This window comes from Pseudoduganella sp. R-43 (genome assembly GCF_049913255.1).
Lineage (GTDB): Bacteria > Pseudomonadota > Gammaproteobacteria > Burkholderiales > Burkholderiaceae_D > Rugamonas.
Genome location: NZ_CP183988.1, coordinates 824,188 through 842,853, shown reverse-complemented (window position 1 = coordinate 842,853; position 18,666 = coordinate 824,188). Strand labels below are relative to the sequence as shown.

Annotated in this window: 16 protein-coding genes; 3 read left to right on the top strand and 13 right to left on the bottom strand. The window is 63.4% G+C overall.

What is annotated here, in order from left to right; genetic code table 11:
* The first annotated feature begins 18 nt into the window (after positions 1–18).
* Entirely contained in the window at positions 19–774 is a 756-nt protein-coding gene (locus ACN9M3_RS03855; RefSeq protein WP_426167719.1) for a spermidine synthase, read from the top strand.
* Between the two features lie 186 nt (positions 775–960).
* Entirely contained in the window at positions 961–1,590 is a 630-nt protein-coding gene (locus tag ACN9M3_RS03850; protein WP_426167717.1) for a Crp/Fnr family transcriptional regulator, read from the top strand.
* Here the strand turns inward: ACN9M3_RS03850 and ACN9M3_RS03845 are convergent.
* Positions 1,587–2,210, bottom strand: a complete 624-nt coding sequence (locus ACN9M3_RS03845; RefSeq protein WP_426167715.1) for a Crp/Fnr family transcriptional regulator — start codon at positions 2,208–2,210, stop codon at positions 1,587–1,589. The two genes, ACN9M3_RS03850 and ACN9M3_RS03845, sit on opposite strands and share 4 nt — an antisense overlap.
* A gap of 92 nt (positions 2,211–2,302) precedes the next feature.
* The gene (locus ACN9M3_RS03840) at positions 2,303–3,787 is read right to left on the bottom strand and encodes a PLP-dependent aminotransferase family protein (RefSeq protein WP_426323679.1); all 1,485 of its coding nucleotides are present in this window, start codon (positions 3,785–3,787) and stop codon (positions 2,303–2,305) included.
* A gap of 70 nt (positions 3,788–3,857) precedes the next feature.
* Here ACN9M3_RS03840 and ACN9M3_RS03835 point away from each other — a divergent pair, with 70 nt between their 5' ends.
* On the top strand, positions 3,858–4,505 hold the full coding sequence (locus tag ACN9M3_RS03835) for a pyridoxamine 5'-phosphate oxidase family protein (protein ID WP_426167713.1): 648 nt from the start codon (positions 3,858–3,860) through the stop codon (positions 4,503–4,505).
* Here the strand turns inward: ACN9M3_RS03835 and ACN9M3_RS03830 are convergent.
* The 11 genes from ACN9M3_RS03830 to ACN9M3_RS03780 all read right to left on the bottom strand — a co-directional run bounded on the left by ACN9M3_RS03830 (position 4,492) and on the right by ACN9M3_RS03780 (position 18,603).
* Positions 4,492–5,280: a PPK2 family polyphosphate kinase gene (locus ACN9M3_RS03830; protein WP_426167711.1), complete on the bottom strand. Its 789-nt coding sequence runs from the start codon at positions 5,278–5,280 to the stop codon at positions 4,492–4,494. The two genes, ACN9M3_RS03835 and ACN9M3_RS03830, sit on opposite strands and share 14 nt — an antisense overlap.
* A gap of 26 nt (positions 5,281–5,306) precedes the next feature.
* Positions 5,307–6,977 carry a hypothetical protein gene (locus tag ACN9M3_RS03825; RefSeq protein ID WP_426320653.1) on the bottom strand — a complete coding sequence of 557 codons (1,671 nt, stop codon included), beginning with the start codon at positions 6,975–6,977 and terminating at the stop codon, positions 5,307–5,309.
* On the bottom strand, positions 6,974–9,040 hold the full coding sequence (locus ACN9M3_RS03820) for a DUF4175 family protein (protein WP_426320651.1): 2,067 nt from the start codon (positions 9,038–9,040) through the stop codon (positions 6,974–6,976). Before ACN9M3_RS03820 ends, ACN9M3_RS03825 begins: the two co-directional genes overlap by 4 nt.
* The gene (locus tag ACN9M3_RS03815; protein WP_426320649.1) at positions 9,024–10,031 is read right to left on the bottom strand and encodes a hypothetical protein; all 1,008 of its coding nucleotides are present in this window, start codon (positions 10,029–10,031) and stop codon (positions 9,024–9,026) included. Before ACN9M3_RS03815 ends, ACN9M3_RS03820 begins: the two co-directional genes overlap by 17 nt.
* Positions 10,028–10,918, bottom strand: coding sequence for a DUF58 domain-containing protein (locus ACN9M3_RS03810; RefSeq protein ID WP_426320647.1), 891 nt, complete (start codon positions 10,916–10,918; stop codon positions 10,028–10,030). The genes ACN9M3_RS03815 and ACN9M3_RS03810 overlap by 4 nt, the downstream gene beginning before the upstream one ends.
* 2 nt (positions 10,919–10,920) lie before the next feature.
* Positions 10,921–11,922, bottom strand: coding sequence for an AAA family ATPase (locus ACN9M3_RS03805; protein WP_426320645.1), 1,002 nt, complete (start codon positions 11,920–11,922; stop codon positions 10,921–10,923).
* Positions 11,919–12,539, bottom strand: coding sequence for a DUF4159 domain-containing protein (locus ACN9M3_RS03800; protein ID WP_426167699.1), 621 nt, complete (start codon positions 12,537–12,539; stop codon positions 11,919–11,921). Before ACN9M3_RS03800 ends, ACN9M3_RS03805 begins: the two co-directional genes overlap by 4 nt.
* A gap of 3 nt (positions 12,540–12,542) precedes the next feature.
* Entirely contained in the window at positions 12,543–13,877 is a 1,335-nt protein-coding gene (locus ACN9M3_RS03795) for a TldD/PmbA family protein (RefSeq protein WP_426320643.1), read from the bottom strand.
* Between the two features lie 11 nt (positions 13,878–13,888).
* A complete protein-coding gene (locus tag ACN9M3_RS03790; RefSeq protein WP_426167695.1) occupies positions 13,889–15,526 on the bottom strand; it encodes a TldD/PmbA family protein in 1,638 nt (545 codons plus the stop codon).
* Between the two features lie 88 nt (positions 15,527–15,614).
* Positions 15,615–16,952 carry a TldD/PmbA family protein gene (locus ACN9M3_RS03785; RefSeq protein WP_426167693.1) on the bottom strand — a complete coding sequence of 446 codons (1,338 nt, stop codon included), beginning with the start codon at positions 16,950–16,952 and terminating at the stop codon, positions 15,615–15,617.
* Between the two features lie 16 nt (positions 16,953–16,968).
* The gene (locus ACN9M3_RS03780; RefSeq protein ID WP_426167691.1) at positions 16,969–18,603 is read right to left on the bottom strand and encodes a TldD/PmbA family protein; all 1,635 of its coding nucleotides are present in this window, start codon (positions 18,601–18,603) and stop codon (positions 16,969–16,971) included.
* Between the last annotated feature and the right edge of the window lie 63 nt (positions 18,604–18,666).

The following is an 18,666-nucleotide window of genomic DNA, read 5'->3' as shown; positions in this document are numbered from 1 at the left end:
GCTGGTAAACTTACGGCCATGACTTCCCGTAGATTCGACCAGCCTGGTTTTCCTCCCGCCACCATCACCGAGTTCGAAGGTGTCCGTTCACTGCACCTGGGTACGTCCTGGGTGCAGGGCGCCATGCGCCTGTCCAAGCCCGACATGATCGAGCTTGAATACGTGCGCATGATGATGATGTGGACGCTATTCATTCCCGCTCCCCGCCATATTGTCCAGCTCGGCCTGGGCAGCGCGGCCCTGACCAAGTTCAGCTACCGCCAATTCCCCAAGGCGCGCGTCACCGCCATTGAACTCAATCCGAACGTGATTGCAATTTGCGAAGAGAAGTTCGGCCTGCCGCCGAACGACGAGCGGCTCGAGGTGCGCCAGATGAATGCCATGGACTTCGTGCTCGACCGGCGCAACCATGGCACGGTGGACGTGCTGCAAGTCGACCTGTACGACGAGGAAGCGCGCGGCCCGGTGCTCGATACGCCTGAGTTCTACCAGGCTTGCTTCGACTGCCTGGGCCCGGACGGCATCATGACCACCAATGTATTTGGCGATTTCGACAATTACGCCAAGAACCTGCAGCACATGGAACTGGTGTTCGACGCGGTGGTGTGGCTGCCGGAAGTGCACGACGCCAACATCGTGGTGATTGCTTTCAAGCGTTCGCCATCGATCGATTTCTCACTGTTGTACGATCGCGCCAACCAAATCAGGAAATCGCTTAACCTGAATGCCCGTCCCTGGGTGGACGGCATGCGCGACTGGATGGCCAACGCGTAGTATAGCTACATGCGCGCGCGTTTCCTGTTTAAATAGTTGAAGATTATCAAGTAGTTACTAAATTTAACTGGTAGGACGCAACAGTCGTCACGGCGGGATTGCCCGGCGTCTTTCAGTGGTTTATATTGCGGGGCCTGTGGTTTCAGGCAAGAAACAATATTGTCATAAAGACCAAGAGTTGCCGCAATGTCCGAAGCATTCCTAAAACAGCGAGAAGAATTCAGCGAATACTCGATGAGCCGCATCGGCGTATCGCGTGAAATGTTCGATGCCTTCAATCGCATTCTCGCCCCGCACGTGGTCGAGGTACATTTCCGCAAGGGCGAATACCTGCAGCGCGCGGGCGTGCCGGCCAGCGTGGCTTACTGGCTTTACCGCGGCGTGGCGCGGCGCGGCATGATCACGCAGGATGGCGCCGATGTGACGATGGCGTTTTCGGCGGAAGGCGATACCTGCGGATCGCACCACGACTTGCTGGCGGCCCAGGACGGCCAGCCGGCCCAGGAATTCATCATTGCGGAGACCCCGGTGACGGCGATCCGCGTGGAATGGGCCACCATGGCCCGCCTGCGCGAAGAGCACAGCATCATGCGCGAGTACTACCTGAAGGTGTCGGAGCACTCGATCCGCCGCTATTCGCAAAGCTGCCTGGTGCGCAGCATGACGTCCGCCAACTGCCGCCTGGCGGCTTTCCGCGAGCAATACCCGGGACTGGAGCAGCGTATTTCGCAGAAATCGCTGGCCTCCTTCCTGGGCATTACGCCGCAATACATGTCCACCCTGCTGCGCCAGGAGCAGGAGCAGCAGGAGCGCTAGGCGGCTTCCTGTTCGCGGCGCATGAGCTGCGACAGGTAGGCTGGCGTGATCTGCAGGTAGGATGCCAGCACCTTCTGCGAAATCCGGCGTTCCAGGTTCGGATACTCTTCCCTGAAATTGGCCAGGCGCTCTTCGGCGCTCGAAGCGGTGTGCGTGATGAAGCGGCGCGCCTGGCTGCATACGGCAAACTCCAGCAGGCGCGTCATGTAGGCGGTCAGCACCGGGTGCTGGCTGCGCGCCACGCTCATTTGCTCCCAGTCGAATCGGAAACCCTGCACCGAGGTCTCGGCCACGATGAAGGAACGCGCCGGCAGCTCGCCGCGGAACTCCAGCAAGTCTTCATAGGCGTTCGCGATATGGCTCTCGGTGGCGAAGCGCATCGTGACTTCATTGCCGCTTTCGCTGACATAGCCCACGCGGGCCACGCCGCCGGTCAGCCAGAAGACGTCGCGCGAGGCTTGGCCAACGCGCTGCAGCAGCTCGCCGCGGCGCACCGAAAACGGCACGGCCAGGGGTGCGATGCACTGGCTGGTTTCGTCAAACAGTTGTTCGTCGACGGCGTAGCGCGCCATCATGTCGGCCTTGAAATTCTGCCGCAGCTTCAGGAAATGTTGATTCATTGCGCCCCAGTATTCGTTTTTTGTTTTTGACTACATCTGGTCAGGCCAGATTTACTTCATTCTAAAAACAAGCGGCGCAGGTTTTCGATCAACTATTTGAACTTTCGGTAAAAATTTTCGTAGGCCGTTAAATGAATGACACCGGCCAGGCGCTTGACCAGCGCATCTACCCCGGCGGGATCGACCTGGCCATAGCCCAGGGCCAGTCCGCGCCAGCTGCATTGGCCGGCCACGGCGTGCACGCTGAGGGCGTTGGCAATCATGCCTTCCTGCTCGAGGGCGCGGCGGCTGATCTCCACGTCGGACAGGCGCGGGTCTTCCCAGCGCAGCGCAAGGTGCATGCCGGCCGAGGCGCCCTGTACGCTGGCGATGCTGCCAAGGTGCCTGTCCAGCGCTTCCACCAGGGCGTCGCGCCGTTCGCGATAGACGCGGCGCATGCGGCGCAGGTGCAGGGCGAACTGGCCGCTGCGCAGGAATTCGGCCAGTGCCAGCTGGTCGGCGGCGCGCCCGCGCGAGGCCGATTGCTGGCGCATGGTCGCCAGCGGCTGCACCAGCCACGGCGGCACCACCAGGTAGCCGATGCGCAGCCCGGGGAACATGGTCTTGCTGAAGGTACCGCAGTACAGCACCGGGGCGTCCGGCTGCAAGCCTTGCATCGATGCCAGCGGCGGGCCGTCGTGGCGGAATTCGCTGTCGTAATCGTCTTCGATGATCAGGGCCCCGCAGGCGCGTGCGCCGTCGATCAGGGCCATGCGGCGCGCCAGCGATAGCACGGTGCCGGTCGGGTACTGGTGCGAAGGGGTGGTGTAGATCAGGCGCGGCGGGCGCTCCTTCCAGTCTTCGGAGCGCGGGGCGATGCCTTCCTCGTCGACCTCGATCGGCTCCAGCTTCAGGCTGGCGGCGCGGAAGGCGGCCATGGCGCCGCCGTAGCCGGGGTTTTCCATCCACAGCGTTTCGCCGGCGTCGGCGCAGGCGCGTCCGCACAGGTCAAGGCTGCTCTGGCTGCCGTCCGTGATGAACACTTGCGCCGCTTCGCAGATCACGCCGCGCGAGGCGCGCAGGTAGTCGGCGATGGCTTCGCGCAGCACCGGTTCGCCGCACGGGTCGCCGTAATTCAGCTTGTCGGTGGGCAGCGAACGCCAGGCGCGCTCCAGCAACCGGCGCCACAGGCCGATCGGGAAGCTTGGCAGGTCGGGAACGCCCGGCACGAAGGGCGTGCCGCTGGCGGCAGAAGCGGTGCTGTGGCGCAGGTTCTGCGCCCGCTGCGACAGGCCCTTGTGCGGGACCACCACGCTGGCTTGCTGCTGCCGGGCAGGCGCCACGGCGGCAACAATGGTGCCGCTGCGGTCGGTCACCACATAGCCTTCGCTGGTGAGCTGCTCGTAGGCGTACAGCACCGTGTTGCGCGCCACGCCCAGTTCCGCTGCCAGCGCGCGGGTGGCAACCAGGCGCGTGCCGGGAGCCAGCGTGCCGTCGCGGATGGCAGAGCGCAGGCATTCGTGCAGCAGGCGTTGGCGCGGCCAGCCGTGGTGGCCATGGCTGGCGGTGAAGTTCGAGATCAGCAGCGAGTAGTCCAATCGTGGCTCCATGGTTTTGCATAGCCCTGGACCTGTTACAGGGGCCAGCAGGACATTATAGTCCGATGCCATGAATACAACACCTCCCCCATCCGACCGCACCCGCGTGCGACGTGGCGCCGCCAACGCCGCCTATGAACCCGACCTTGTGCGCGCCATCGTCGATGCCGCCTACATTTGCCATATCGCCTTCAGCGACGGGCAGTGCACGCACTGCATCCCGACCGCCTGCTGGCGCGAAGGCGACCACCTGTACATCCATGGCTCCAACGGTAGCCGCATGCTGAAGCAATTGATGGCGCAGGATGCCTGCGTCACCATCACCCACCTGGACGGCCTGGTTCTGGCGCGATCGGCCTTCAACCATACGATGAACTATCGCTCGGTAATGATCTACGGCCGCTTCGAAGCGGTCGACGAGACGGAGCAGCGCCGCACGCTGGATGCCTTCATGGATCATCTGGCGCCGGGCCGCCGCCTCGAGGTCCGCGGCGGCAACGACAAGGAACATGCTGCCACCACAGTGCTGCGGATCCCGCTGGCGGAAGCGGCGTGCAAGGTGCGCAGCGGCGGGCCAAACGACGACGAGGAAGACATGGGCATCGCTGCCTGGGCGGGCGAACTGCCGTTCGTGCAATGGCGCACCGCGCCGGTCACCGATCCGGAGTGCAAGGCCGCGGCGCCGGCTTATGTGCGGGACTGGGCTAGCGAACCTTGAGTTTCAACAGCCGCTTGTCCGGCGGCGGCCAGTCGAGCCGCATGCCGCGCAGGGTTTCCAGCAGCAGGCGGGCAACGACTTCGTTGCGATAGCGTTTTGAATCCGAGGGGACCACGTACCACGGCGCATGGCCGGCGTCGGTCTCCGTAATCGCATCCTCGTAGGCTTTCTGGTAGTTCTTCCAAAGTTCGCGCTGCTTCAGGTCTTCGGGGTCGAACTTCCAGTGCTTGTGCGGATCGTCCACTCGCTCCTGCAGGCGTTCTTTTTGCTCATCCTTTGAAATGTGCAGGAACAGCTTGACGATGGTGGTGCCGCTTTCGGCCAGCATGCGTTCGAAGTCGCGAATCTGGGCATAGCGACGCTTGCATTCCTGCGGCGTGATCTTGCCGAGAACGCGCGTGATCAGCACGTCTTCGTAATGGCTGCGGTTGAAGACCGCGATCTCGCCGGCTTTGGGTACTTCGCGGTGGATGCGCCACAGGAAGTCGTGCGCGGCTTCGATCTCGGTCGGCGCGCGGAAACCCACGGCGCGCAAGCCCATCGGGTTGATTTTGCTGAACAGGTGGCGCACGGTGCCGTCCTTGCCGGAGGTATCCGTGCCCTGCAACACGATCAACAGCTTGCGTTTGCGCTCGGCGTACAACATCTCCTGCAGGTCGGAGATGTCGTCCAACATCTTGTCCAGCATTTCCCGATCGGGCTTGCTGTCCGATTTCGCATCCTTGTCGCGTAGGCGCAGGCCCGGCCTGGCACGGAATTCGTCGATCGCTTTCATGCGATGACATTAGCACAGCTTGCGGTTCAGCGGCGTTCACGCCACCACAGGAGCAACATGCAGAAGGCAAACGCAAGGCCAGGCATCCAGCGCGGCACTGCAATAGGCCACGGTTGCGGTTCGCCGGTACGCAGCGTGGCCGCATCGACCGCACCCAGTCCGGCAATCGGCTGTGCACTGCGGCTAACGTAACGGGCAGTCGCGTCATGCCGCAGCGCAGCCTGCCATGCCGGCCAGTCTTGCGCAGCGTACACGTAGACTGCGCTTTCCGCCTGGCCGGTGCGTACCGGTAACCAGCCAGCACCGCGCGGCCACAGTGCAACGCACGCCGAATCCGCGCGCTCGCTGCGGGCCTGCCAGTGCAGGGCCTCCTGCCCCACCGTGACAGCGCCGCCCGTCGCCACGCCTTGCGCGCAAATTTCAGTGCGCAAGCCTGGCAGCGGCATTGGGTCGGCATCAAGCCAGCGCAATTTCTGCTCGCTGCCCGACGCGGCAAAGTCGATCACTTGCTGCCACCACTGGCCGAGAGCCGCCGGCTCGCTGATGGCGTGCCGGTGCCAGTCGCGAACGCCCAGCCACAGGATGCGGCCTTTTTGCCAGTCTCGCTGCCACAACCAGGGTTTGCCGTCCTTGTCGCGCGCGACGGGCTGCCAGGCGCCGCTGGCCATCGGCGTTTGTGCGCCGGGAGCGAACGCCAGGGTGGCGCCTGCGAATGGTAGGTGGCGCGTATCTTCCTGCTCCGTGGTGGCCGACTGCGCCGACAACTTCAATCCAGTCTCACGCTGCCACAGCGCTGCATCGTCTGCATTGCCGCCAAGGACCAGCAGCGGCAAGCCTTGAGCAACCTGCGCCAGCGCACCACGCAGTCCGCCGCGTTCAAGCCAGGCGGCATCGGCTACCAGCATGTTGGGATGCGTCAGCGGTGCGCGTGCTTCTTCGTTGCGCGTCAGCGATTTGCCAAGCGTGGTTTGCCAATCGACGATGGCGTTGGAGTCCGTCAACAACTGGTACAGCACGCGCGCGTCAAAGGACGCAGCGCCAAAGCGGCCCTGCACCTGCAAGGGGACGGCGTCCAGAACCCGCAGCGGCACCGGGCCTTGCGCAGCGGTCTTTCCATCCTTGTCGAGCAGGCGCGCCTGCAAGACCATCGATTCAGCCAAGGGCGGTTGCCATTGCACGGTCAAGGTGTCTGCCGCAGCCGCGGCGCGCGATTCAGCCAGCACCTGGCCATTTTCAGCCAGCAGCTGCAAGCGCCAGCCCGCCTGCGGGGCATCGCGCCGCACGGTCAGCGCGAAACTGCGGCCGAGCGGCAGGGAGCGTGGAAAGTCCAACCAAAGCAGGCCGTCCTGTGCCGGCTTCCACTGGATAGGGCGTACGGGCATGTCACGCCATTGCGCCTCGTACAGGCCCTGGCCCTGCACTTCCACAGGGGTATCGCGAAGCGCCGACGGCATCTGTGCCAGCGCCTCCGCCAACCGATCGTCCGGTGCCGCTGGCGAAGCACTTGCTGTCGCCAGGACTATTGGCTGCGCACCGCCAGCAGGAGCAGCGGGGGCGGCAAGCAGGGTCGCCAGCGAGGCGCCGGCCGCCAGGCCCAAGGCAGCGTCTATCCAGCGCTTCTTGCGTGAGTACAGCAAGGCGCTTGCCGTGCCGGCTAACACCGCACCACCGTACAGGAAGTTGATATCCACGTTCACGGCGCGCCCTTCCCTTGCAATGCCTGGCCAAACCTTGTCTGCGCTTGCGGGCGTGCCTGCAACAGCACTGCCGGCTGCTGCACGGTCGCACGCAGCCAGGCACGCAACTGGGCACGGCATGACTGGCAACCATCAGCCACATCCTGCACGGCGGCTTGCGCCGACAGGCGTAGTTCTTCATCCTTGATGCGGGCAACTGCTTCGCGCGCAGCCTTGGTCCACAGTGAGGGCAGCGCGCCATCTCCGCCGAGGGCCTGCACCAGTTCGCGCACATCGGCCGGCACGAATTCGTTGGCCGTGCCTTGCGCACGGCGGTAGCTGGCCGCGCCAGTCATCTCACCGCTCATGCGCTTTTCTTCCTTGATGGCCGGCGACACGAAGGCTGTGCGGTGCAGGTAGACGCGTTCCGCCTGCTGCAGTTCCTTGATCGCCCCAAGCGCTTTGTACTCCGGCGGCAAGGCCGGTTTGGGTGCAATGGCGCGAAGCTGCTTTTCGGCGTCCCACATCGCCCGCAATGCGCGGCGCAGGACTTCCTTGGTGGCCGGATCGAAGATGGTGGCGTTGCCTTCCTGGTCATGGGCGTGGCCGAACTGGGCGGCGATATTTCCGGTGCCGAAACCGCCCGGGCCCTGGGTGCCGGCGCCACCGTGTTCATGGCCATCGCCATCGCCGTGTTCTTCGTCGCCGAACAGGGAAGACTCCTCGCCAAGAAATTGGCCATAACGCAAGCGCAGCTTGGCTTGGTCGCCGGCGATCTTCTCGCTGCGGGCGCGCAGTTCTGCGGCGCCCAGGCGCGGCGAGTCGGCCACCAGTTGTTCGGTGTCGATGATGATCTGGCGCTGGCTGCGCAGGTTTTCCGGTTTCACCATCGATGGCAGGGCAGTCGATTCGAGTGCTTCGCCTTGCTGGCCGGGCAGGCGCAACGTGTAGGTTGGCGATTGCGAAACATGCGGGACCGGAGCGTTGTCGCTGGCGCGCACAAAGAAATACAGTTCGTCACCGGGCTCCATGCCGAGCTCTTTCAGCATCCATTGCTTGTTCCAGCTGCGCTTGCGCGGATCGGACGAAGCGGGAAGCGGAGCTTCCTTGTCGGTAAAGCGGATGTTTTCGCCGCTTCCGCGCGCGAGGGTCATATGCAGGGTTGCTTTGACGACCCCGTAGTCGTCGCTGACGCTGACGCTGAGCTGTGCGCTTTGGGCGTCGGGCTTCAGGACGCTGACCGATTCGTTCGGCGCGGCAATGGCGACTTGCGGGGCCTGGTCAGGCGTGACGCGGATTGTGTAGCGCTGGCTGGCATTATGGCGGCTACGCCAGAAGATGGAATCGCTTGCGGTCCATTCAGCGCAGCGGCCCGCCGTCGCCCGCAAATTCTGGCCGTCGCCAAGCTCAATGATGGCATCGGCGTTGACCGCGCACCAGCGCACTTTGCTGTGCTGGGGAATCTGCAGGTCGCGCGGCGCGCCTTCACTTGGCTTCACGCCGGTGTACGGCGGAGGCTCGGCGTGCAGGCTTATGCCGGCTGCCGCGATGGCTGCCGGCGCTGCCGCACCGGTGCCCGCGGGCGGCGCGTACTGAGGGCTATGCGCTGCGACATAGGCCCATGCAGCGGCGGCCGCCACGGCTGCCAGGGCAAGCGGAATCGCATTGAAGCGGGCTTTCTGCATTGCGATGCTGCGCAAGCGCTCATCGTCGAGTACCTGGCCGACCCGCGCGATCAGGCGATTGTGTTGCAGGCGGCCGAGTGGCGTGTCCGGGGCAGCGGCCAGCATGGCACTACTGTCCTCCAGTTCCGGAACCGCGTCGTTCAGCCAGGACGACAATTGGGCATCCACCCGCTTGCGCCAGAGCGCGAAGTCAATCGCCGCCCAGAGCATGGCGGCTCCTGCCAGTGCAAGCGGAATGGTCAGCGTCAGCAGCTTTGCAGCAAAGGTACCTGCGAGCGTTATTGCAGCCAACCCGGCTGCGGGCAGCAGCGGCAAAAGCCAACTGGAGATGCGGCGGCGGATCAGGGCATCCAGCATGCGTTGGCGCACGCTGGCCAGGTGGTCAGCGGCGGCGGGCATGGGTGAGGATCCTTTCGATTGCGAACAGCGCCAGCAAGGCGAGCGCCAGCCATTCTGGTGAACGGCCCAGCGGTGCGGCTAGCGGTTCTTTGCGCCCGGCCTTCAGGGTTTGCGCGGGCATTGGGTAAGGTGACATCTGCGCAGTTGCTGCTTGCCAGCGCTCGTAAAGTGCGCGGGCTGCATCGACGTCATGCAATGGCCATTGCGGGGCGGTCCAGGCGAGGCCCTCCGGGGTTTGCGTTTGCCCGTTAGTGACGGCGGTGCGCCACCAGAGAGGGGCCTTCCATGAGGCTGGAGGTTCGTTGCCTGAATGGTCCCAGACTATCAGCTCAGTGTCCGTGGTTGGGGTGTCGGAGAGAAGGTAGAGATTGGCGCCGTCGGCGGCGGTGCTGAAGGCAGCAAACAACGCTTGCCAGCGAGGCAGGCGCTCGGCTGGCGCGGACACGACGACGTGGCGCTTACGGGGCGTCGCAACGGCAGCGACGGGCGGCTGGGCGGCGATGGCGGAAGGAGCGAGGCGGAGCTCTGCTGCGTGGGCCAGGCGCGGGGGAAGCGCGGGCATGGCGGCACGGGGAGCAAGGATGAGGAAGCGCGCCTCCGGGCGCCATTCGTGTTCGTTACGGGCCAGCCAGGTCCACAGGTCGGCGGGCAGCGGCTCGCGGGCAGCGGCGCCCATGCCAGCCGATTGCACCTGTTGCGCAGCCCACGGCGAGGATTCGAGCGATGGGTCGATGAACACCGTGTCGCCCTTCCACGGCATGACAAGCACCGCCAGCCAGGCAAGCAGCATAAACAGCAATGCCATCCGCACCAGCAGGAGCAACACGTCCGACCAGCGCAGCACGCGCTGCTGTTGTGGCGCTGCTGCAGGCAGGAAGCGCGCAGTGGCGAGAATGTCGGTGCGCGTGCGCTCGCGCTTGCGCATATGCCACCACACCGGCAGCAAAAGCACCGGCAAGGCAAGCCACCAGAAAGGCTGCATGCTGGTCATGGCCTGCGCGCCTCCGGATTCCTCAACCATGCCCGCAGGACTTCGCCCAAAGTTTGTTCAATCTGCGCTTCGCATAACGGCACGTCATGCTGGCGACATGCGGTGCGCACGGCACCGAAGTGGGAGTCAAGCGCCTTGCGGTAATTGTCGCGGTCGGCGCGGGTAAAGCTATGCAGGCGAGCGCCCTCCTCCGGATCGCGATAGGCGTGGCCGGCAGCGAAATCCGCTTCGACTTCGGCTTCGGTGCGCAAGGCCAGCAGGCGCACGTCATGCCGCATATGACGCAAGCGCACCACCGCCTCGCTTAGCGGCGACGGCCAGTCCAAAGCGTCCGTTGCAGCGAACACCATGCTTTGCGAACGCGCGAAGTGCAGGCTTGCGCGCAGGGTTTCGGTATCCGGCAGCCCGCCGGACGGCGTGGCGCGTTGCAGGGCCGCCAGCACGCGTTGCAGATGGCGCGGACCGCGCGAAGCTTGCGTGAATTCGACCTTTCCGTTAGAGAGCACCAGCAGCCCGAAGGCATCGCCCTGGCGCTGCGCAATGGCCGCCACGCAAGCCAGCGCCGTGCGCGCATACCAGTACTTGCTCAAGCCATCGACACGCCGGCTTGGCTCTGCCATCGAGGCGGTCGCATCCAGCACCAGCCAGGTCGCGACATGACTGTCGCGCTCCGCCTCGCGCACATAATAGCGGTCGGCGCGCGCCAGCAGCTTCCAGTCGACACGCCGCCATTCGTCGCCGGGCGCGTACGCACGGTACTCGGAGAACTCCACACCGGCGCCGCGTTCGCGGCCCGCATGAATGCCATGGCCGAGGCCCGCCAGCACATGGCGGATCACCAGCTCAAGGTCGGCGGAGTGCGCCAGCAGCGCGGGTGTTTCCAGCATGCTTATTCGGGCTTGATTGCGTCGCGCAGTGCGGCCAGGATGCCGGCAATCGCAATGCCGTCAGCTTCCGCTTCGAAATTGCGCAGGACACGGTGCGCCAGCACCGGCAGCAGCATGTGGCCGATGTCCTCGCGGGTGACCGCCAGGCGGCCCTGCATCAATGCACGCGCCTTGGAGGCCAGCACCAAGGCCTGGCCCGCGCGCGGTCCTGCGCCCCAGCCGACGTGCTTTTTCACCGCTTCGACGCTCGTCTCGCGGGGACGGGTGGCTCGCACCAGGCGCGTTGCGTAGCGCAGCAGGTGCTCGCCGATTTCGATATCGCGCACCAGCGCCTGCAGGCGCAGCAAGGTTTCCACATCCATCGCCGGCTCCGCATCCTTCAAGCCGGCGTGCGTGGTGGCCGATACCATCGCGATTTCTTCGTCTTCCGTGGGGTAACCGACATCGATATGCAGCAGGAAGCGGTCCAGCTGCGCTTCAGGCAGCGGATAGGTGCCTGCCTGCTCGATCGGATTCTGCGTCGCCAGCACGAAGAATGGGCGCGGCAGCTTATGCGTCTGGCCGGCGAAGGTCACCGAGCGTTCCTGCATCGCTTCCAGCAGCGCCGATTGCGTCTTCGGCGGCGCGCGGTTGATTTCGTCCGCCAGCAGCACTTGCGTGAACACCGGCCCTTGCTGGAAACGGAACTCGCGCTTGCGCGTCGCATGGTCCTCTTCCAGGATCTCGGTACCGACGATATCGGACGGCATCAGGTCCGGCGTGAACTGCACGCGGCGGAATTCCATGTCGGTGGCCTGCGCCAGCGACTTCACCAGCAGCGTCTTGCCCAGGCCCGGCACGCCTTCCACCAGCGCATGGCCGCCGGCCAGCAGGCAGATGACCAGCGAGTCGATTACCTCTTCCTGGCCGATGATGACGCGACCCATGCTCGCCTTCAGTGCCTTCACCTTGGCGTGCAGTACGCCGATCTCGTTTTCGCTCCAGCCGCTTTCAGCCACGGTCATGCTCCCAACGCGTATTGAATGATGTTGACTGCGAAGCGCGTGTTGTCGATTGCCAGCCAGCGCTTGTTGCGGAAGTCGTAATCCCACTCGCAGCCATAGTCCTTATTGCTATACAAAAGCCTGATGCGGCCGCCGAATTCCACGGCCTTCAGGTAGTCGTGCACCAGGTCGTCGCCCCAGCCATTCAACTCCATCCCGGTATTCGGCGGTCCGTCGAATTTGAAGAACGCGGAATACAGCGGGTGGCTGTTGGGAATCTTGTGCAGTGCTTTCGGGCCGAAGATGCGGGCCACTTCCGCCTCGAACGATTTCGCAAACAAGCCGTCGATGTCGTGGTTGCAGTCGTCCACGAAAACAAAGCCGCCGCCACGCACGTAGCGCTCGAAGTTCTTGCGCTCGGCAGGCGTGAACTGCACCAGCTTATGGCCGGCCAGGTAGCAGAACGGCGCCTCCAGCATCTTCGGATCGGACAGCGCGACGATGCGTTCAACGGGATCAACCTTCAGGGTCGTGTATTCGACCAGGGAGTTGAGCACATTGCTCGGCATGCGGATATCGACATCCCAGTCGCCCGACTCGTAAGTCAGGCGCGTGAAGTAGAAATCGTAGGCGGGCATTCCTCAGACCGCGTCGGACAGCGACGTGAAGTTGAAGTCCCGCACCTTCATGGCGGGGATCATCAGCTTGCGCGCATCGGTATCGCCGATCAGCACCGGACGCCCCAGTTCATCGATATTGTTCAGCATCGAGACCGGGCTGTCGTTGAAGCGGAAGTTCTTGATCGGGTGCTTGATCTTGCCGTTCTCGATGTAGAAGGTGCCGTCGCGGGTCAGGCCGGTCAGCGCCACCGATTGCGGGTCCACCATGCGGATATACCAGGTGCGGGTCACCAGGATGCCCTTCTTGGTCGAAGCAATCAGTTCCTCGGTCGACTTCGATCCGCCCGCCATGATGATGTTGCCCGCCGGCGGAGTCGCTTCCTTCTTCTGCTTTTGCGCCCAGTAGCGGTTGTAGTCGAGCGAGGTGATCACGCCGCCTTTGATCAGGTCGCGGCGCGCGCGTGCCTGCATCGATCCCTGGTCCCATGGCAGCACCGGTGCATTGGCATCCCACGGGTCAGTCCACACATTCACCTGCTCGTCGAACAGCTTGTCGCCCAGGCGATTGGCGCCGCCCTTCTTGGACAGGAAGCTGCGCCCTTCGTCGGCCGAACGCGCATCGAAGGCGCTGAACATGAAATTCAGCAGGTCGTTGGTGGCGGCAGGTTCCATCACCACGGTATAGCGGCCCGGTTCCAAGGCCTTGGCGTCCACCGAGCGCAAGGCCTTCTCGATGGCGATTTCGGATGCCGCGCGCGGATCGAATGCCTTCGGATCGTAGGCGGCACGATTGACCCAGCCCGAACCGCGGCCGTCGTCGGTGCGGGTGGTCACGGTGAAATTCAGGCCGCCCAGTTCCTGGAAGCCGAACACGCCGTTCGAGTTGGCGATGCAGTCGAAGCCAATGCTGTCGTTGAAGAAGCCCGCCGCCTGCAAGCCGGCCTTCTTGGCGGCGGCGATACTGGCGAAGGCCACATCTGCGCGGTATTCGGGATTGAATGCCTCGGCATTACGGTTGAAGGTATTGCTGGCCTTGAAGTCCTGCTTGCCCACGGCCGGCATGAATTCCGGATTTTCCGGGGCCAGGCGCGCGATTTCCTCGGCGCGGCGCACGGCCGCTTCCAGCGACTTGGCGTCGAACTGGTTGCAGGTGGCGGAACCTTGCTTCTTGCCGAAAGCGACGCTGACCACCAAGGTCGTATCTTCAATCAGGCCGGCAGTGGAAACGCTGTTGTTGGCGTAACGCACGTTGCCCTTGCGGCTTCCGCTCAGGTTGACGCGGCACTCGTCGGCCTTGGACATGGCCATCACTTTGTCGCAAATGCTTTTTGCTTCGTCTTTGCTCAGGAGTTTCATCTATCGCGTCCTTAGTCAATCTTGCGGGCAGTGTTGATCACATTGATGCCGTTGAAGCGCGTGGTCGAGGAACCATGCGACACGGCGCTGACCTGGCTTGGCTGGCCTTTGCCGTCGAAGAACGAACCGCCCATGCGCCAGTCGCGCTGGTCGCAGGTGGCCGAACAAGAGTTCCAGAACTCCTGGGTGTTCGACTGGTATGCCACGTCGTTCAGCATCTGGCCGACCTTGCCGTCCTTGATCTCGTAGAACAACTGGCCGCCGAACTGGAAGTTGTAGCGCTGCTGGTCGATCGAATAGGAACCGCGGCCCAGGATGTAGATACCTTTTTTCACGTCCTTGACCATGTCGTCCACCGACAGCGGCTTCTTGCCTGCTTCCAGCGAGACGTTGGGCATGCGCTGGAACTGCACGCTGCTCCAGGAATCCGCATATGAGCAACCGTGAGACTCCTTCTCGCCGATGATGTGCGCCTGGTCGCGCGTGGCCTGGTAATTCACCAGGATGCCGTTGCGGATCAGGTCCCATTTCTTCGAAGGCACGCCTTCATCGTCGTAGCCCACACAGCCCAGCGAACCGGGAGTGGTCTTGTCGGCCACGATGTTGACGATGTCGGAACCGTACTTGAAATTCCTGCTCTTCCACTTGTCCAGCGTCGCAAAGGAGGTGCCGGCGTAGTTGGCTTCATAGCCTAGCACGCGGTCCAGTTCCGTTGCGTGACCGACGTTCTCGTGAATGGTCAGGAACAGGTGTTCAGGGCTCAGCACCAGGTCGTACTTGCCTGGCTCGACCGACTTGGCCGAGAGCTTTTCTCGCGCTTGCTTGCCGGCGGCCTTGGCGTCTTCGATGATGTCGTAGCCGCCGTTGTACAACTGCGTCACGCCGCCTGCCGCGCGCACCTTGTGCTCCGGCTTGGCGTCGAAGAATTCGTAACCCATGCCGGCCGGCGAAGACAGGCCGTCGCGGGTGCGGAACTTGCCGGTTGCCTTGTCCACTGCAGTCGCGGTGAAAGGCGCCCACAGGCGGTGTACGTCCTGGTCGATGTAGGAACCGTCGGTCGAGGCAAAGTATTTCTGCTGATTGACTTGGAACAGGTTGGCGGTCATGAAGGAGGCGCCGGCATCCAGGCCAGCCTTGTTCGCGGCCAGCAGCATGTCGGCCTTTTCCTTGATCGGCACTTCGCGCCAATCCTTCTTGAAAGGCGTCTGCCATGCGACTTCGCCCACGCCTTTGACCGGCGCCAGTTGCACCGGCGAGGCCTGCAGGCGCGCGTTGGCGCGTGCAATGGCCACTGCCTGGCGCGCGGCGTCGGCGACGGCGTCGACTGTCAGCGCGTTGGTGGCGGCGAAGCCGTAGGCGCCATTGGCGATCACGCGCACGCCGACACCGGTCGATTCGGTGTTGACGATGTTTTCAACGCGCGTGTCGCGGGTGGTGATGAACTGGTTCAGGTAGCGGCCAATGCGCACGTCGCAGTAGCTGGCGCCGGCCTTGGTGGCGGCGTTCAGCGCGGCGTCGGCGAGTTCTTTCTTGAACTTGCGGGCCATCGGGTTCATCAGGTCTTCGGCGGCGATGGCGTTGCCGAAGACGGGGACCAGCATGGTGCCGCCGGCGGCAGCGGCGACTTTCAGGAAGGATCTGCGTTCCAATGTGTTGCTCCATTTTTAAACCGGTAAAGCAGTGTCAGACCCACAGGGTCTGACACTTTGTGGCGCGGCGGCTGCGCTCTTCGGTTTCCTATACAGCGTCAGACAAAGAGGTGAAGTTGAAGTCCCGCACCTTCATGGCCGGAATCAGCAGCTGGAATTGCGACTCGTCGCCGGCCAGCACTTCCGGACGGCCCAGTTCCTCGATGTTGTTCAACATCGTCACCGGGCTTTCATTGAATCGGAAGTTCTTCACCGGGTGCTTGATCTTGCCGTTCTCGATGTAGAAAGTGCCATCGCGGGTCAGGCCGGTCAGCAGCACGGTTTGCGGATCGACCATGCGGATATACCAGGTACGGGTCACCAGGATGCCCTTCTTGGTCGAGGCAACCAGTTCCTCGGTCGACTTGGAACCGCCGGACATGATGATATTGCCCGGTTGGCCTACAGCGCGCTGGCCCTGTTTCTTGCCCCAGAACGGCGAGTAGTTCAACGAAGCGATCTTGCCGTTCTTGATGATGTCCATGCGCTCGCGCGCCAGCAAGGTCTGGTTATCCCATGGCAGCACAGGAATATCCTTATCCCACGGGTCGGCCCACACGTTCACCTGCTCGTCGAACAGTTTTTCGCCCATGCGGTTGCCGCCGCCCTTCTTGGCCAGGAAGCTGCGGCCCTCGTCGGCCGAACGCGCGTCGAAGCTGCTGAACATGAACGCCAGCAGGTCGGAAGTCGCGGCAGGTTCCAGGATCACCGTATAGCGGCCAGGCTCCAGCGCCTTGGCTTCTGCCGAGCGGATCGCCTTCTCCATCGCCACTTCGGCCGCTGCGCGCGGATCGAAGCGATTGACGTCCTGAGCATCGCGGCGCACCCAGCCCGAACCGCGGCCGTCTTCGGTCCGCACGGTGCAGGTGAAGTCGATGCCGGTCTGCGACTGGTGGCCGAACACGCCGCGCGAGTTGGCGACTGTCTCGAACGAGGACTGGTCGGTAAAGAAGCCCGCAGCGACCAGGCCCTTCTTCTTGCAGGCCTCGATGCTGTAAGCCGCCACCTGCGCGCGGTACTCAGGATTGATCGCGTCGGTCGACTTGCTGAAGGTGTCGGAGCCCTTGAACGCCTGCTTGTCCGGCGTCGGCATGAACTCCGGATTTTCCGGCGCCAGTTTTGCCAGTTCTTCCGCGCGCTGCACGGCTTTCGCCAGCGACTTGTCGTCAAACTCGTTGATGACTGCCGTGCCCTGCTTCTTGCCGAAGGCGACCGCCACGGACAGCTGGGTATTTTCCACCAGGCCGGCAGTCGACACGGCATTGCGCGCATAGCGGATATTGCCGGTGCGGCTGCCGTTGATGGTGACGATGCACTCATCGGCTTTGCTCAGCGACATGACCTTGTCGGAGATGCGCTTGGTCTCTTCCTGATTCAGGATCTTCATTCGTAGTCCTTTCGCCTTAGCCGATCTTGCGTGCAGTGTTGATCACGTTGATGCCGTTGAATCGCGAAGTTGACGAACCGTGCGACACCGCGCTCACCTGCATCGGCTGGCCTTTGCCGTCGAAGAAAGAGCCGCCCATGCGCCAGTCGCGCTCATCGCACATGGCGGTGCAGGCGTTCCAGAACTCCTGGGTATTCGACTGGTAAGCCACGTCTTCCAGCATCTGGCCGATCTTGCCGTCCTTGATCTCGTAGAACATCTGGCCGCCGAACTGGAAGTTGTAGCGCTGCTGGTCGATCGAGAAGGAACCGGCCCCCACGATGTAGATGCCCTTCTTCACGTCTTTCACCAGTTCGTCCGGGGTCATCTTCTTCTTGCCAGCCTTGAGCGAAACGTTAGGCATGCGCTGGAACTGCACATTGCTCCAGGAGTCCGCGTAGGAGCAGCCGTGCGATTCTTTCTCGCCGATCACCGCCGCCTGGTCGCGCGTAGCCTGGTAATTCACCAGGATGCCGTCCTTGATGATGTCCCACTTCTTGCACTTGACGCCTTCGTCGTCGTAGCCGACCGCCCCCAGCGAACCCTGGATGGTTTTGTCTGCCTCGATGTTGACCAGGTCCGAACCGTACTTGAATTTCTTCGACTGCTGCTTGTCCAGGGTCGCGAAGGAAGTGCCGGCGAAGTTGGCCTCGTAGCCCAGCACGCGATCGAGTTCGGTCGGGTGGCCGACGGATTCGTGGATGGTCAGCCACATATGTTCCGGCGACAGCACCAGGTCGTACTTGCCCGGCTCGACCGACTTGGCGGTCAGCTTTTCCTTGGCCTGGCGGCCGGCGGCCTTCGCATCCTCGACCAGGTCATAGGTACGGTTGTACAGCGTGGCAACGCCGCCCGCTGCCTTGATCTTGTCTTCCTTGCGGCCGTCCAGGTATTCATAGCCCATGCCGACCGGGGTGCCCAGGTCGGAACGGCTGCGGAACTTGCCGGTCGACTTGTCAACGGCCGTGGCGAAGAACGGCACCCACAGGCGATGCAGGTCCTGGTCGATATAGGAACCGTCGGTGGAAGCGAAGTACTTCTGCTGGTTAACCTGGAACAGCAAGGACTGGATGAACGAAGCGCCGGCTTCCAGCGCGCCCTTGTTGGCGGTGATCAGCAGGTCGGCCTTCTCCTTGATCGGCACGGTGCGCCAGTCCTTCTTGATCGGGGTCGCCCACGACACTTCGCCCACGCCCGGCGTCGGCGCCAGCTGCACGCCGGCTGCCTGCAGCTTGGCGTTCGCCTTGGCGATGGCGACCGCCTGGCGCGCCGCGCCGGCCACGCCGTCCGGCGACATGTCGCTGGTGGCGGCAAAGCCGTAGGCGCCGTTGGCGATCACGCGCACGCCCACGCCAGCGGATTCGGTATTGGTGACGTTTTCGATGTTCAGGTCACGGGTCGTGATGAACTGGTTCAGGTAGCGGCCGATGCGCACGTCGCAGTAGCTGGCGCCGGCCTGGGTGGCCGCGGTCAGCGCGGTATCTGCCAGCATCTTCTTGAACTTCACTTCCACGGGCTTTACCAGCTCGTCGGCCGCAATGGCGCGGCCAAAAGGCATCATCATGGCAGCCATTGCACCGCCGCTCATGTTGAGGAATGCACGTCGTTCCATAGTCTCTCCAGGGTTATCGTTTTTACCTAAGACAGCTTGCAGGGATCAAATCGTACGCAATTT